Genomic DNA, 13,254 nt, shown 5'->3' on the forward strand with positions numbered 1-13,254 from the left:
TAGACCCGTGCGCAGGACGGTGAAGGAGTTCCGCCACGCCAAGGGGAAGCGCCTCGTGTACCTCACGGCCTACGACTACCCCACGGCCCGCCTGGCGGAGGAGGCGGGGGTGGACGCCATCCTGGTGGGGGACTCCCTGGGGATGGTGGTCCTGGGCTACCCCTCCACGGTGCCCGTGACCCTGGAGGAGATCCTCCACCACACCAAGGCCGCCCGCCGGGGGGCTCCGGAGACCTTTTTGGTGGCCGACCTTCCCTACCTCTCCTACGCCACCTTGGACCGGGCCCTTTCCGCCGCGGAAAGGCTTCTGAAAGAGGGCGGGGCGGACGCGGTGAAGCTGGAGGGGGGCGAGGAGGTGGCGGAGATCGTCCAGGGGCTCACCCGGGCCGGGGTGCCGGTGATGGGCCACGTGGGCCTCACCCCCCAGACGGCAAGCCAGCTTGGGGGGTTTAAGCTCCAGGGGAAGCGCCCCGAGGAGGCGGAGCGGATCCTTAAAGGGGCCTTGGCCCTCGAGGCCGCCGGGGCCTACGGGGTGGTCCTGGAGATGGTCCCGGCCCTTCTCGCCAAGGAGATCACGGAGCGGCTTTCGGTGCACACCGTGGGCATAGGGGCCGGGCCCCACACCGACGCCCAGGTGCTGGTCTTCCACGACGCGGTGGGGCTTTACGGCGAGTTCAAGCCCCGCTTCGTCAAGCGCTACCTGGAGGGGGGGAAGCTCATCCGGGAGGCCCTCCAGCGTTACGCGGAGGAGGTGCGCCAGGGGGTGTTCCCAGGGGAGGAGCACAGCTTTTAGGTACCCCGCCGAAGCTTGCGCTTCGGCGGGGGCCCCAGAAGGCTGTCGGCACGCTGGGCGCCCGAGGGGGGTTACAATGGGTCTTCGTGGTGCGCTTTCGTAAAGAAGGCGTCCGGCTGGACCAGGCCGTGGCCGAGGCCCTAGGGGTGAGCCGGGCCCGGGCCCAGGCCTGGATCGCCGAGGGCCGGGTGCGGGTGGGGGAGAAGGTGGTGGAAAAGCCCGCCTACCGGCTTAGGGGGGAGGAGGTCCTGGTGGAGCCCCCGGAGGAGAAGCCCATGGTGGTGCCGGAGGACCTCTCCATCCCCGTCCTCTACGAGGACGAGGACATGCTGGTCCTGAATAAGCCCCCGGGCCTCCTCACCCACCCGGCCCCCGGGGTCTACACGGGCACGGTGGTGAACGCCCTTCTGGGCCGGTACTACGAGGTGGAGGAGGCCGAACCCCCTGAACGGGTGCGCCCCGGCATCGTCCACCGCCTGGACAAGGACACCAGCGGGGTCCTGGTGGTGGCCAAGCACGGGGGGGCCCTCGAGGCCCTGGCCCGGGCCTTCCGCGACCGCCTGGTCTTCAAGCGCTACCTGGCCCTCACCGAGGGCCACCCCAAGGAGGGGACCCTCATCGCCCCCATCGGCCGCCACCCGGTGGAGCGGCACCGGATGCACGTGGGGGGGATCGCCGCCCGGTACGCGGAGACGGACATCGCCCTTCTCGCCACCCAGGGGCCCTACGCCCTGGTGGAGGCCCGGCCCCACACCGGGCGCACCCACCAGATCCGGGTGCACCTGAAGCACCTCCGCGCCCCCATCCTGGGGGATGAGCTCTACGGGAGGAAAAGCCCCCACATCCCCCGCCAGGCCCTCCACGCCTACGAGCTCCGCCTGCCCCACCCCCGCACGGGGCGCATCCTGGAGTTCCGGGCCCCCGTTCCTCAGGACATGGTCCGGGCCTGGGAGGCCCTGGGGGGGGTGTGGCCGGAAGGGCTGGTGCTGGAGCCTTCTTAACGGGCTCTTAGGGGCAGAAGGCTCTCCAGGGCCCGGGCAAGCCGCTTAACCCCCTCCTGGATCCGCGCCCGGTCCATGGTGGCGTAGGAGAGCCTTAGGGTGTTCTCCCCGCCCCCGTTTGCGAAGAAGGGCCCTCCGGGCACGAAGGCCACCCCTTCGGCGATGGCCTTTTGGAATAGCTCCTCCGAAGAAACCCCCTCGGGGAGCTCCATCCACACGAACATCCCACCCTGGGGCCGGGTGTAGCGCACCCCTTGGGGCATGGCGCTGTCCAGGGCCTCCAGCATGGCCTGGGCTTTCTCGCGGTACACCTGGCGCACCCGTTCCAGGCGGGCGGGAAGGCCCTCCTTGAGGAGCTCTAGAACCAGCATCTGATTGAGGGTGGGGGTGTGCAGGTCCACCCCCTGCTTGGCCTGGACCAGCTTCTTTAGCGCCTCCTTGGGGGCCACGGCGAAGGCCACCCGGAGGCCTGGGGCCAGGATCTTGGAGAAGCTGGAGAGGTAGATGACCCCCTCGTACCCCGCGCTCCGGGCCAGCTCAAAGAGGCTTGGAAGGCGCCTCTCCCCGAAGTAAAGCTCCCGGTAGGCGTCGTCCTCTACCACCACCACGCCCGCTTCCATGACCAGCTCCAGAAGCTTTTGCCGTTTGGCGAGGGGCATGAGGCCGGAGGCGGGGTTCTGGAAGGAGGGGATGAGGTAGAGGAAGCGGGGCCGCTCCCGCAGGAGGGCTTCCCTTAGGGCCTCGAGGTCCGGACCCTCCTCCCCCGTGGGCACGGTGAGGAACCTCGGCCCGTAGGCCCGGAAGGCCTGGATGGCCCCCAGGTAGCTTGGGGCCTCTAGGAGCACGGGGCTTCCCTCCTCCAGGAAGACCTTGCCCAGGAGGTCCAGGGCCTGCTGGCTCCCCGTGGTGATGAGGACCTCCTCGGGATCCACCCCGAGCCACGCCCCCACGAAGGCCCTTAGGGGGGTGTACCCCTCCGTGGGGCCGTACTGGAGGGCCACCTCCCCCCGCTCCCGTAGGAGCTTGGCCGCGGCCTCCGCCGCCTCCTCCTTGGGGAAGAGCTCGGGGGCGGGAAGCCCCCCGGCGAAGCTGAGGATCCCGGGCCTTTGGGTGAGCTTGAGGAGCTCCCGGATGGTGGAGGCCTGGATCCTTTCCGCCCCTTGGCCGAAAAGGCTAGACCAATCTACGGGTTTCACCTTATCAGTCTACGCCTCCTGGAGGGGCCTAGGGTGAGAGCCTGCGGTATTCCTCCAGGGCGAAGCGGTCCGTCATCCCCGCCAGGTAGTCGCAGACCGCCCGGTATAGGCCCTCCTCCCCGATCCGCTCCTGGACATGGCGGGGGAGGAGTTCGGGGGCCTCGGTGTAGGCCTTGAAAAGCCCCTCCAGCACCGCTTCCGCCTTGCGCCTTTCCCGTAAGACCTCGGGGTGGCGGTAGAGCCGTTCCATCAGGAAGGCCTTGAGGGCCCTGTGGTGCCCCTCCACCTCCTCGGAAAGCCCGGCGAGCCTTCGTGGGTGGCGGCGCACCTCCTCCGCGCTCTTTACCCCTGCGGCCTCCACCCGCCGGTGGGTGGCCAGGGTGGCGTCGGTGATGAGAAGCCCCAGGAGTTCCCGAATAAGGACGCGCCGGGAAAGCTCCTCCATCCCTTCCAGCCTCACCCCCGCCTCTTGGGCTAGGGCCTTCAGGAAAGGCACCTCCTGGAGCTCCTTAGGGTTTAGGAGGCCGCTCCTAAGCCCATCGTCCAGGTCGTGGGCCGCGTAGGCGATGGCGTCCGAGAGGTCCACCACCTGGGCCTCGAGGGTCCCCTGCCCCTGGTAAGCGGGCTTGAAGGCTGGGGCGTAGGGGGTCTCGTGGGTGGCGATCCCCTCCAGGACCTCGTGGGTGAGGTTCAGACCCCGGAAGCCGGGGTAGCGCACCTCCAGGTGGGTGAGGATGCGGAGGGCCTGGGCGTTGTGCTCAAACCCCCCGTGGTCCCGCATGAGCTCGTCCAGGACCTTCTCCCCCGTGTGGCCGAAGGGGGGGTGGCCCAGGTCGTGGGAGAGGGCGATGGCCTCCGTGAGGTCCTCGTTGAGGCCGAGGGCCCGGGCGATGGACCGGGCCACCTGCACCACCTCCAGGGTGTGGGTGAGCCGGGTGCGGTAGTAGTCCCCGGCCCAGTTGGGGAAGACCTGGGTCTTGTACTCCAGGCGGCGGAAGGCGGTGGTGTGGAGGATGCGGTCCCGGTCCTTCTGGTAGGGGGTGCGGTAAGGGGATTCGGGCTCTGGATGGGCCCGCCCCCGGGTGTCCTTGGCCTTTTGGGCGTAGGGGGCGAGGCGCTCTTCCAGTTCCAGAAGCCTTTCCCGGGGAAAGAGCATCAGACCCTCTTGAAGAGGAGGACCGCGTTCTGCCCGCCGAAGGCGAAGGAGTTGGAGAGGGCGTAGTCCACCTTGGCCTCCCTGGGGGTGAAGGGGACGAAGTCCAGGTCCAGCTCGGGGTCGGGGTCCTCGAGGTTGAGGGTGGGGGGGATGACCCCATGGTGGAGGGCCTGCACCGTGGCGATGGCCTCCACCGCCCCCGCCGCCCCCAGGAGGTGGCCGATCATGCTCTTGGTGCTGGAGACCATGAGCCTTCTGGCGTGGTCCCCGAAGACCCGCTTGATGGCCAAGACCTCCGCCCGGTCCCCCACGGGGGTGGAGGTGCCGTGGGCGTTGATGTAGCCCACCTGCTCCGGGGCCACCCCGGCGTCCTTCAGAGCCCTTTCCATGGCCAAGGCCGCCCCCAGGCCCTCGGGGTGGGGCTCGGTGATGTGGTGGGCGTCGGCGCTCCGGCCAAAGCCGATGAGCTCGGCGTAGATCCGGGCCCCCCTACGCTTCGCGTGCTCGTACTCCTCCACCACCAGAACCCCCGCCCCCTCGCCCATCACGAACCCGTCCCGGGAGCGGGTGAAGGGGCGGCTGGCCTTCTCGGGTTCCTCGTTCCGGGTGGAAAGGGCCCGCATCACCCCGAAGGCCCCGATGGCCATGGGGGTGATGGCGGCCTCCGTGCCCCCCGCGAGGACGATGTCCGCCTCGCCCAGCTGGATCATCCTCAGGGCGTTTCCGATGGCGTCCGAGCCCGTGGCGCAGGCGGTGACCACGGTGGAGGAGGGCCCGTGGAAGCCGTAGCGCATGGCGATGTGGGCCGAGGCCATGTTGGCGATCATCATGGGGATGAAGAAGGGGCTGATGCGGTTTGGCCCCTTTTCCAGGAAGACCTTGCTCTGGGCCTCCCAGGTCTCCATCCCCCCGATCCCCGTGCCCACCAGGGTGCCCACCCGCTCGGGGTTGAGCTTTTCCGGCTCCAGCCCCGCGTCCTTAAGGGCCAGCTCCGCGGCGATGAGGGCGTACTGGACGAACCGGTCCAGGCGCCTCAGTTCCTTTTTGTCCAGGTAGTCCTCGGGGTTGACGTCCACCTCCGCGGCGATCTGCACGGGGAGGCTGGAGGCGTCAAAGCGGGTGATGCGGCGGACCCCGCTTTGCCCCGCAAGCTGGGCCTTGTGGAAGGCTTCGGCCCCAAGCCCGATGGGGGTGAGGGGCCCAAGCCCGGTGATGACCGCGCGGCGCATGGGGGTAGTATACCAGCCCCCCTAGGGCCAAAAGGGTTAGGCCCCCACCCTAGGGCGGGGGCCCTAAGGGGCCAAGCCTTTAGCCCAGCTTGGCCTTGATGTACTCCACCGCGTCCTTGACGGTGCGGATCTTTTCCGCTTCCTCGTCGGAGATCTCCAGGCCGAACTCGTCCTCCAGGCCCATGATGAGCTCCACCGTGTCCAGGCTGTCCGCCCCCAGGTCCTCAATGAAGCGGGCCTCGAGGGTCACCTTCTCCGGCTCCACGGAGAGCTTGTCCGCGATAACCGCCTTCACCTTTTCAAAGATCTCCTGCTCGCTCATGCAAAACCTCCCGCGAGGGATTCTATCACTAGTGGGGCGCAAGCCCCCCGTCCACGCAGATCGTCTGCCCGTTCACGTAGCCCGCGGCCTCGGAGACCAAGAAGGCCACCACCTCCGCCACCTCCTCCGGTTTCCCGAAGCGGCCTGCGGGGATCTGGGCCAGGTAGGCCTTCTTCACCTCCTCAGGGAGGCCTTCTGTCATTTCCGTCTCGATGAAGCCGGGGGCCACCGCGTTCACGGTGATGCCCCGGGCGGCGTACTCCTTGGCCACGGCCCGGGTGAAGCCGATGAGCCCGGCCTTGGAGGCCACGTAGTTGGCCTGGCCCGGGTTTCCGAGAAGGCCCACCACGCTGGCGATGTTCACGATGCGGCCGAAGCGGGCCTTCATCATGAGCTTCACCGCCTCCCGGGTGGTGCGGAAGGCGGAGGAGAGGTTGGCCTCGAGGACCGCCTCCCAGTCCTCGTCCTTCATGCGCACGAGAAGGGTGTCCCGGGTGATCCCGGCGTTGTTCACCAGGGTGTCCAGGCCCCCGAGGGCCTCCGCCGCCTGGTGGACCAAGGCGCTGGCCGCCTCCGCTTCCAGGAGGTTGGCCCCCAGGACCGCCACCAAGGGGCTTCCCAGGCGGCGGGCCTCCTCGGCCACCTCCTCCGCCTTTTCCCGGTTCTTGCCGTAGTGGATCGCCAGGGCAAAGCCTTCCCGGGCAAGCCTCAAGGCGATGGCCCGGCCGATGCCCCGGCTGGCCCCCGTGATGAGCGCTTTACGCATCCGCCACCTCCTTGGCCTTTTCCAGGTCTTCCGGTTCCCCCACGCTCAGGGCCTCGGCCCCTTCCAGGGTGCGGGCCACGAGGCCCTTTAGGACCTCCCCCGGGCCGAACTCCAAAAACCGCCTTAGGCCCCGCGCCTCCATGTCCTTCAGGATCTCCACCCAGCGCACGGGGTGGGTGATCTGCTCCAGGAGGAGGGCCTTGATGCGCTCGGGGTCCTCCTCGGGCCTTGCGGTGACGTTGGAGTAGACGGGGAAGCGGGGCCTCCTAAAGGGCACCCCTTTCAGGTCCTCCGCGAGCCGGGCTTTGGCGGGCTCCATGAGGGAGGAGTGGAAGGGGGCGGAGACGGGCAGGAAGACCACCCGGGCCCTTAAGGCCTTAAGCCGCTCCGCCGCCTCCTCCACGGCCTCTTTTAGCCCCGAGATCACCGTCTGTTCCGGGGCGTTCAGGTTGGCGACCTCCACCCCGGAAAGGCCCTCCAGGGCCTTCTTGATCCCCTCCAGGGGAAGCTTCAGCACCGCGGCCATGGCCCCCCGGCCAGGGGGCACGGCCTCCTGCATGTACCGCCCCCTTAGGCGCACGAGCCGAAGGGCGTCTTCCAGCCCCAGGGCCTCCGCCGCCACCAGGGCCGTCCACTCCCCTAAGGAGTGCCCCGCGGCCAGGTGGGGCAAGGGCCCTCCCCTTTCCAGAAAGGCCCGGTAGGCGGCGTAGCCCACGGCGAGGAGGGCGGGCTGCTGGTTTTCCGTAAGGCGGAGCTCCTCCTCGGGGCCTTCCCACATGAGCTTGAGGAGGCCGGGGAGGGCGGCCTCGGCCCGGTCCAGCACCTCCCGGGCGGCAGGGGAGGCCCGGTAAAGGCCCTGGCCCATCCCCACCCTCTGCGAGCCCTGGCCGGGGAAGAGCGCGGCGTACATCAGGCCCCTCCCCAGGTGAGGACGGCCGCGGCCCAGGTGAGCCCGGCCCCAAAGGACACCAGAAGGACGTGGTCCCCCTCCCGGATGCGCCCGTCGTCCACCGCCTCCTTCAGGGCCAAGGGGATGGAGGCGGTGGAGGTGTTGCCGTAGCGGTCCACGTTCACCACCACCCGCTCCCAGGAGAGGCCGAGCCTTTCCCGGGCGGCGTCGATGATGCGCAGGTTGGCCTGGTGGGGCACGAAGGCCTTGATGTCCTCCGGGGTGAGCCCGGCCTTCTCTATGGCCTCGAGGGTGGCGGTGTTCATCACCCGCACCGCGAACTTGAAGACCTCCCGGCCGTTCATGTAGAGCCGGTTTTTCATGCTGGTGCCGTCTGGGAGCCTGGGGGCCACGCAGGCGTGGTAGAGCTCCTTAGCCCCGCTTCCGTCCGCCCCCAGCACGAAGGAGCGGAAGCCGAACCCTTCCCTCACGGGCCCCACCACCGCCGCACCTCCCCCGTCCCCGAAGAGCACGGCGGTGGCGCGGTCGTTCCAGTCCAGGATCTTGGAGAGGGCCTCCGCCCCCACCACCAGGACCTTCCGGGCCAGGCCTGCCTCCACCAGGGCGTGGGCCTGGGCCAGGCCGTAGAGCCAGCCGGGGCAGCCCGCAAGAAGGTCGTAGGCGAAGGCGTTCAGGCCGAAGCGGGCCTGGACCAAAGCGGCGGTGTCGGGGAAGAGGGCGTCCGGGGTGTTGGTGGCCACGATGACCCCCTCCACCCCTTCCAGGGCGCCCGGGTGGCGCTTCAGGAGGTCTTCCACCGCCTTGAAGGCCAGGTCCGAGGTGTACTCGTCCTCCGCGGCGATGCGGCGCTCGCGGATGCCCGTGCGGGTGACGATCCACTCGTCGGAGGTGTCCAGGTAGGCCTCAAACTCCTCGTTGCGCATGACCCTCTCCGGGGCGTAGGCCCCCAGGGCCAGGATGCCGCTCATCCTCTCCCTCCCGTCATGGGCTTTACTATACCCAACCGTCCAAGTTTGGGAAGGAGAGGCCCATAAGGGGCGGGTTTTGGGACAAGGAAGGCGCCCCACCAGTGTGGGGCGCCTTGGGGGCGTGAAGGCCTAGACCTCCAGGACCTTCCGCCCGTCGTAGTACCCGCACTCGGGGCAGACGGTGTGCGGGGGCTTCATCGCCTTGCACTCGGGGCAGGGGACCAGGGTCGGGGGGGTGAGGGCGTGGTGGCTCCGGCGGGCGTCGCGCCGGGCCTTAGAGGTCTTCTTCTTGGGTACAGGGTGCTTGGCCATCTCCTATCCTCCACAAGGGGCCCAAGGGCCCCTAAACCCCAAGCAGTATAGCAGACCCCCTAGAGTTCGGGAAGGAGGTTCTTGAGAGCGGTGAAGGGGTGGAAGCCTTCTTCCTCGTGCCCGCAGTCCACCAGGTTGCGGTCCGCCCCGCACACCGGGCAAAGCCCCTTGCACCCCTCCTGGCACAAGACGGTGTAGGGCATCTCGGTGACGAAGGCCTCGGTGAGGAAGGGGAGGAGGTCCAGGTCCGGCTTGCCGAAGGCGTAGTACTCGTCCTCCGCTTCCTCGTGGAAGGCCACGGCCTCGAGGCCCTGCTCGTAGCGGAGCATGTGCTGGAAGTAGGCGTGGATGGGGGTGGGGGTGGGCTTCAGGCAGCGGCGGCACTCCATGAGGGCCACGCCCTTCACCTCTCCCGAAAGCCAGTACTCGTCCCCGCCCACGGAGGAGACGGAAACCTGCCAGGTGGCCTCCCCTTCCAGGGGAAAGCGCTCTTCGCCCACCAGAAAAGCTTCCCTCACCACCCCCGAGGCGCGGACCGTTCCCCCCTCCTTTAGGAGGCGGGCCAGATTGATGCTCATCACCTCGCGGTGCTCCATCCTTATAAGTGTAGCGCGAAGGGCGCCCTTTTCCTAGGGGCATAAACTTCCCAAGCGATGCAAAGGGGTTTCTGCTACCATGGCCCGCATGGACCGGGTGGCCATCTTGGGCGTGCCCATGGACCTGGGGGCGGGGCGGCGTGGGGTGGACATGGGGCCTTCCGCCCTGCGCTACGCCAGGCTTCTGGAGGGCCTCGAGGCCTTGGGGTTTTGGGTGGAGGACCTGGGGGATGTCCGGGTCCCCCTGGCGGAGACCCTGCGCCGCAGGGGGGGCATGGCCTACCTGGAGGAGATCCGCCAGGCGGCCCTGGAGCTCAAAGAGAGGCTCCGCGCCCTCCCCGAAGGGGTCTTTCCCATCGTCTTAGGGGGCGACCACTCCTTAAGCATGGGCTCCGTCTCCGGGGTGGCCCGGGGGCGGGTGGGGGTGCTCTGGGTGGACGCCCACGCGGACTTCAACACCCCCGAGACGAGCCCCTCGGGGAACATCCACGGGATGCCCCTGGCGGTCCTCTCGGGCCTTGGGCATCCCCGGCTGGTGGAGGCCTTCGCCGCGGTGGACCCTAAGGACATCGTCCTCATCGGGGTGCGGAGCGTGGACCCCGGGGAGGCCCGCCTGCTTAGGGAGCAGGGGGTGAAGGTCTACACCATGCACGAGGTGGACCGCCTGGGGGTCGCCCGCATCGCCGAGGAGGCCCTGGCCCACCTGGAGGGCCTCTCCCTCCACGTCTCCTTAGACGCGGACGTCCTGGACCCCGCCTTAGCCCCCGGGGTGGGCACCCCCGTGCCCGGGGGGCTTTCCTACCGGGAGGCCCACCTCCTCATGGAGATCCTGGCGGAGTCGGGCCGGGTGAAAAGCCTGGATCTGGTGGAGGTGAACCCCGTTCTGGACGAGCGGAACCGCACCGCGGAGATGATGGTGGGCCTGGCCCTAAGCCTTCTTGGAAAGCGGATCCTCTAGCCGGTGCAGACCTCACCGGGGGAGCCTCCGGGAAAGGGTACCCTGGTCCCTATGAAACGGTACCTTTTTCTCGCGGGGGTGTTGGTCCTTTTGGGGGTGGGGGCTTACTTTGCCGCTCCCTACCTGGCCCTAAGGGGATTGGCCCAGGCGGTGGAGCGGCAGGACCCCCAGGCCCTGGAGCGCTACGTGGACTTCCCCCGGGTGCGGGAGGCCCTGAAGGCCGATCTCAACGCGGCCCTGGTGAAGGAGATGGGGAAGACCCAAGACCCTTTTGCCGGGCTCGGCCTCCTCTTCGCCATGGGGATGGTGAACACCCTCACCGACGCCCTTCTCACCCCCGAGGGCCTGGCGGCCTTGGGTACGGGGATGGAGCCAGGGGAGGCCCCTCCGGAGGAGGCCCGGAAGTGGCGGCTTAGGTGGGAGGGCCTGGGGCGGGTCTTCGTCCACCACCCCGAGGACCCCTCCACGGGCCTGGTCATGGAGCGGCAGGGCCTCCGCTGGAGGGTGGTGCGGCTTCGCCTTCCCCCGCCCTGACCACCAGGGTGTCCGCGATGAGGTCGTGCCAGGCCTGGCGCTTTGGGTGGAAGAAGGCCCAGAGGTAGCCGAGGCCTAGGGGCAGGGTGGAGAGGGTCTTGCCCACCACCTCCCTTAAGAAGGCGGTGAGGAGGTCCATGGGCCTGCCGTCTTCCCGCACCACCTTAAGCCCCAGGAGCATCTTCCCCGGGGTGGCCTCGAGGTAGGCGGTGAAGAGGGTGAAGTAGGCCCAGCTGGGGATCCAGTTGAAGAGGAGGTCCTGGAGGAGGGTGGCGTTCAGGGGGTCGGCCCCGGCCAGCCGGGCTAAGAGGAAGGAGAGGGGGATGAGGAGGAAGCTGTCCACCACCGAGGCCACCAGGCGGCGCCAGGGGCTGGCTACCATAGCCCACCCCCTAGGTAGCGGTACTCCAGGCGGAGGCCTGGGCCCCGGAGGGCCTCCAGCAGGGCCTCCACCTCGCCCTTAGCCTGTAGGCCGAACACCTCCTCCCCCAAAAGCCCTTCCAACAGGCCCCGGGGCTTCTCGTAGCGCACCAGGCGGAAGCCCTCCAGCCCGGCCAGCTCCGCCGCCCTCCTGGCCGCGTCCTCCAGGTACCCCTCCCGGTCCGCCAGGCCCAGGGCCACCGCCTGCTTCCCGGTGTAGATCCGCCCGTCCGCCAGGCGCCGGACCTCCCCTAGGGGTAGCCCCCGCCCCTCGGCCACCCGGCTTAGGAAGAGCTCGTAGGCCTCCTTTAGGAAGCCCTGGAGCACCGCCCTTTCCTCGGGGCTGAGGGGCTTCAGCCCCGAGGCCATGTCCTTTAGGGCCCCTTCCTTCAGCACCTCCACCCGCACCCCCAGCTTCTCTAGAAGCCCCCCGACCTCGGGCATCACCGAGATGACCCCGATGGAGCCGGTGACCGCGGTGGGCGGGGTGAAGATCTCCCGGGCGGCCAGGGCGGCGTAGTAGCCCCCGCTGGCGGCCACGCTCCCGAAGGCGGCCACCAGGGGCTTTTCCGAGGAAAGGGCCTTGAGTGCCCGGTAGAGGGCCTCCGTTTCCGTCACCCCGCCCCCCGGGCTTTCCACGAAGAGCACCGCGGCCCGCACGCTCCCGTCCTCCCGGGCCTGGCGGATCTGGGCGAGGAGGTCTTCCAGGGCTTTCCCCGTGGGGATGCTTCCCTTAAGTTCCAGGAGGACCACCTTTTCCCCTGCCCCAAAGACCGTGGCCTCCCGCCAGGGGCCCTTCTCCCTTCCCGGAAGGGCCCGCCCCAGGAGCGCCAGGCCCACCAGGACCAGGAGGAAAAGGAGGAGGGCCAGCCACCGCTTGCGGTTCATGGGAGGAGTTTACCATGGCTCCAAAGTGGTCTGGCGTATGGTGAAGGGGTGCTGAGGGTTCTCGCCAAGCCGGGCAAAGGGCGCAAGGTGCAGAACTTCTACCCCCACCTCTACCGGGACGAGATCGCCGAGGCCCCGGAAGGGGCGGGGGTGGCGGAGGCCTACGGGGCGGAAGGGGAGTTTTTGGCCGTGGGCTACTACGACCCCCAAAGCCGCATCCCCTTCCGGGCCTTCCGCTTTGACCGGGGGCCCTTGAACCGGGCCTTCTTCCTGGCCCGCTTTGAGAGGGCCCTGGCGCGGCGGGCGGGGCTGGGTTCCGCTTACCGCCTGGTCCACGGGGAGGCGGACGGGCTTCCCGGCCTCGTGGTGGACCGGTTTGGGGAGATCTTGGTCCTCCAGGTGCGGGCCCGGGCCATGGAGGCCCTAAGGGAGGTCTGGTTCCCGGCCCTCCTCGAGGCCGTCCGCCCCAAGGGGGTCTACGAGCGGAGCGACCTCGAGGCCCGCCGCCAGGAGGGCCTCCCGGACCGCACCGGCCCCCTCTTCGGGGAGGTGCCGGAGGTCTTGGAGGTGGAGGAGGACGGCCTCCTTTTCCCCATCCCCCTGGCCTTGGCCCAGAAGACGGGGTTTTATCTGGACCAGCGGGAAAACCGGAGGCTTTTGGAGGCCATGGTACGCCCCGGGGAGCGGGTTTTGGACGTGTACAGCTACGTGGGGGCCTTTGCCCTAAGGGCCGCCCGGAAGGGGGCCTACGCCCTGGCGGTGGACAAGGATCTGGAGGCCCTGGCCGTCCTGGACCGGGCCGCCCTAAGGATGGGCCTCAGGGTGGACATCCGCCACGGGGAGGCCCTGGAGGTGCTGAGGGGCCTGGAGGGGCCCTTCCACCACGTCCTCCTGGACCCCCCCACCCTGGTGAAGCGGCCCGAGGAGCTTCCCGCCATGAAGCGGCACCTGGTGGACCTGGTGCGCCTGGCCCTAAGGCTCCTCGCCCCCGAGGGGTACCTTTGGCTTTCCGCCTGCAGCTACTACCTGAGGCTGGAGGACCTCCTGGAGGTGGCCCGCCGGGCGGCAGGGGACGAAAGGCGGCGCCTCCGGGTCCACCGGGTCACCTACCAGCCCCAGGACCACCCCTGGAGCCTCCACATCCCGGAAAGCCTTTACCTGAAGACCCTCATCCTCCAGGACGACCCCCTTTAAGGCGCCCATCC

The 13,254-nt window shown here is 69.0% G+C and carries 16 protein-coding genes; 5 read left to right on the forward strand and 11 right to left on the reverse strand.

Features of this window, described 5'->3' with window-relative positions:
- Positions 1-7: 7 nt before the first annotated feature.
- The gene (gene panB, locus B043_RS0101885) at positions 8-793 is read left to right on the forward strand and encodes a 3-methyl-2-oxobutanoate hydroxymethyltransferase (protein WP_018460749.1); all 786 of its coding nucleotides are present in this window, start codon (positions 8-10) and stop codon (positions 791-793) included.
- An 86-nt stretch (positions 794-879) separates the two neighbouring features.
- Positions 880-1,794 (forward strand): RluA family pseudouridine synthase, encoded by a 915-nt coding sequence (locus tag B043_RS0101890; protein WP_026234082.1) that lies wholly within the window; start codon positions 880-882, stop codon positions 1,792-1,794.
- Here B043_RS0101890 and lysN read toward each other — a convergent pair.
- The 9 genes from lysN to B043_RS0101935 form a co-directional block, all read right to left on the reverse strand.
- Positions 1,791-2,990, reverse strand: coding sequence for a 2-aminoadipate transaminase (lysN, locus tag B043_RS0101895; RefSeq protein ID WP_018460751.1), 1,200 nt, complete (start codon positions 2,988-2,990; stop codon positions 1,791-1,793). The two genes, B043_RS0101890 and lysN, sit on opposite strands and share 4 nt — an antisense overlap.
- 28 nt (positions 2,991-3,018) lie before the next feature.
- Entirely contained in the window at positions 3,019-4,146 is a 1,128-nt protein-coding gene (locus B043_RS0101900) for a deoxyguanosinetriphosphate triphosphohydrolase (protein WP_018460752.1), read from the reverse strand.
- On the reverse strand, positions 4,146-5,375 hold the full coding sequence (fabF, locus tag B043_RS0101905) for a beta-ketoacyl-ACP synthase II (protein WP_016328925.1): 1,230 nt from the start codon (positions 5,373-5,375) through the stop codon (positions 4,146-4,148). The genes B043_RS0101900 and fabF overlap by 1 nt, the downstream gene beginning before the upstream one ends.
- A gap of 79 nt (positions 5,376-5,454) precedes the next feature.
- Positions 5,455-5,697 carry an acyl carrier protein gene (acpP, locus tag B043_RS0101910; RefSeq protein ID WP_016328926.1) on the reverse strand — a complete coding sequence of 81 codons (243 nt, stop codon included), beginning with the start codon at positions 5,695-5,697 and terminating at the stop codon, positions 5,455-5,457.
- 28 nt (positions 5,698-5,725) lie between these two features.
- Positions 5,726-6,463, reverse strand: coding sequence for a 3-oxoacyl-[acyl-carrier-protein] reductase (fabG, locus tag B043_RS0101915; RefSeq protein WP_016328927.1), 738 nt, complete (start codon positions 6,461-6,463; stop codon positions 5,726-5,728).
- Positions 6,456-7,373 carry an ACP S-malonyltransferase gene (gene fabD, locus B043_RS0101920; RefSeq protein ID WP_018460753.1) on the reverse strand — a complete coding sequence of 306 codons (918 nt, stop codon included), beginning with the start codon at positions 7,371-7,373 and terminating at the stop codon, positions 6,456-6,458. Before fabD ends, fabG begins: the two co-directional genes overlap by 8 nt.
- On the reverse strand, positions 7,373-8,341 hold the full coding sequence (locus B043_RS0101925; protein ID WP_018460754.1) for a beta-ketoacyl-ACP synthase III: 969 nt from the start codon (positions 8,339-8,341) through the stop codon (positions 7,373-7,375). Before B043_RS0101925 ends, fabD begins: the two co-directional genes overlap by 1 nt.
- Before the next feature lie 129 nt (positions 8,342-8,470).
- Entirely contained in the window at positions 8,471-8,653 is a 183-nt protein-coding gene (rpmF, locus tag B043_RS0101930) for a 50S ribosomal protein L32 (RefSeq protein WP_015716502.1), read from the reverse strand.
- Positions 8,654-8,712: 59 nt separating this feature from the next.
- Positions 8,713-9,249, reverse strand: a complete 537-nt coding sequence (locus tag B043_RS0101935; RefSeq protein ID WP_016328930.1) for a YceD family protein — start codon at positions 9,247-9,249, stop codon at positions 8,713-8,715.
- Positions 9,250-9,328: 79 nt separating this feature from the next.
- Here B043_RS0101935 and rocF point away from each other — a divergent pair, with 79 nt between their 5' ends.
- The gene (gene rocF / locus B043_RS0101940; RefSeq protein WP_018460755.1) at positions 9,329-10,207 is read left to right on the forward strand and encodes an arginase; all 879 of its coding nucleotides are present in this window, start codon (positions 9,329-9,331) and stop codon (positions 10,205-10,207) included.
- A gap of 51 nt (positions 10,208-10,258) precedes the next feature.
- Positions 10,259-10,741 carry a DUF2939 domain-containing protein gene (locus tag B043_RS0101945; protein WP_018460756.1) on the forward strand — a complete coding sequence of 161 codons (483 nt, stop codon included), beginning with the start codon at positions 10,259-10,261 and terminating at the stop codon, positions 10,739-10,741.
- On the opposite strand, the gene B043_RS0101950 is transcribed toward B043_RS0101945, so the two are convergent.
- A complete protein-coding gene (locus tag B043_RS0101950) occupies positions 10,683-11,123 on the reverse strand; it encodes an RDD family protein (protein ID WP_018460757.1) in 441 nt (146 codons plus the stop codon). The two genes, B043_RS0101945 and B043_RS0101950, sit on opposite strands and share 59 nt — an antisense overlap.
- On the reverse strand, positions 11,117-12,049 hold the full coding sequence (gene sppA / locus B043_RS0101955) for a signal peptide peptidase SppA (RefSeq protein ID WP_018460758.1): 933 nt from the start codon (positions 12,047-12,049) through the stop codon (positions 11,117-11,119). Before sppA ends, B043_RS0101950 begins: the two co-directional genes overlap by 7 nt.
- Positions 12,050-12,097: 48 nt before the next feature.
- On the opposite strand from sppA, the gene B043_RS0101960 reads away from it, so the two are divergent.
- Positions 12,098-13,243: a class I SAM-dependent rRNA methyltransferase gene (locus tag B043_RS0101960; protein ID WP_018460759.1), complete on the forward strand. Its 1,146-nt coding sequence runs from the start codon at positions 12,098-12,100 to the stop codon at positions 13,241-13,243.
- Positions 13,244-13,254 lie beyond the last annotated feature (11 nt).

This window comes from Thermus oshimai DSM 12092 (assembly GCF_000373145.1).
Classification (GTDB): domain Bacteria; phylum Deinococcota; class Deinococci; order Deinococcales; family Thermaceae; genus Thermus; species Thermus oshimai.

Bases quoted from the DNA above. Each gene is read 5' to 3' on its own strand.
- B043_RS0101900 (WP_018460752.1), bottom strand. From the start codon at position 4,146: ATGCTCTTTCCCCGGGAAAGGCTTCTGGAACTGGAAGAGCGCCTCGCC.
- fabF (WP_016328925.1), bottom strand. From the start codon at position 5,375: ATGCGCCGCGCGGTCATCACCGGGCTTGGGCCCCTCACCCCCATCGGG.
- acpP (WP_016328926.1), bottom strand. From the start codon at position 5,697: ATGAGCGAGCAGGAGATCTTTGAAAAGGTGAAGGCGGTTATCGCGGAC.
- fabG (WP_016328927.1), bottom strand. From the start codon at position 6,463: ATGCGTAAAGCGCTCATCACGGGGGCCAGCCGGGGCATCGGCCGGGCC.
- fabD (WP_018460753.1), bottom strand. From the start codon at position 7,373: ATGTACGCCGCGCTCTTCCCCGGCCAGGGCTCGCAGAGGGTGGGGATG.
- B043_RS0101925 (WP_018460754.1), bottom strand. From the start codon at position 8,341: ATGAGCGGCATCCTGGCCCTGGGGGCCTACGCCCCGGAGAGGGTCATG.
- rpmF (WP_015716502.1), bottom strand. From the start codon at position 8,653: ATGGCCAAGCACCCTGTACCCAAGAAGAAGACCTCTAAGGCCCGGCGC.
- B043_RS0101935 (WP_016328930.1), bottom strand. From the start codon at position 9,249: ATGGAGCACCGCGAGGTGATGAGCATCAATCTGGCCCGCCTCCTAAAG.
- rocF (WP_018460755.1), top strand. From the start codon at position 9,329: ATGGCCCGCATGGACCGGGTGGCCATCTTGGGCGTGCCCATGGACCTG.
- B043_RS0101945 (WP_018460756.1), top strand. From the start codon at position 10,259: ATGAAACGGTACCTTTTTCTCGCGGGGGTGTTGGTCCTTTTGGGGGTG.
- B043_RS0101950 (WP_018460757.1), bottom strand. From the start codon at position 11,123: ATGGTAGCCAGCCCCTGGCGCCGCCTGGTGGCCTCGGTGGTGGACAGC.
- sppA (WP_018460758.1), bottom strand. From the start codon at position 12,049: ATGAACCGCAAGCGGTGGCTGGCCCTCCTCCTTTTCCTCCTGGTCCTG.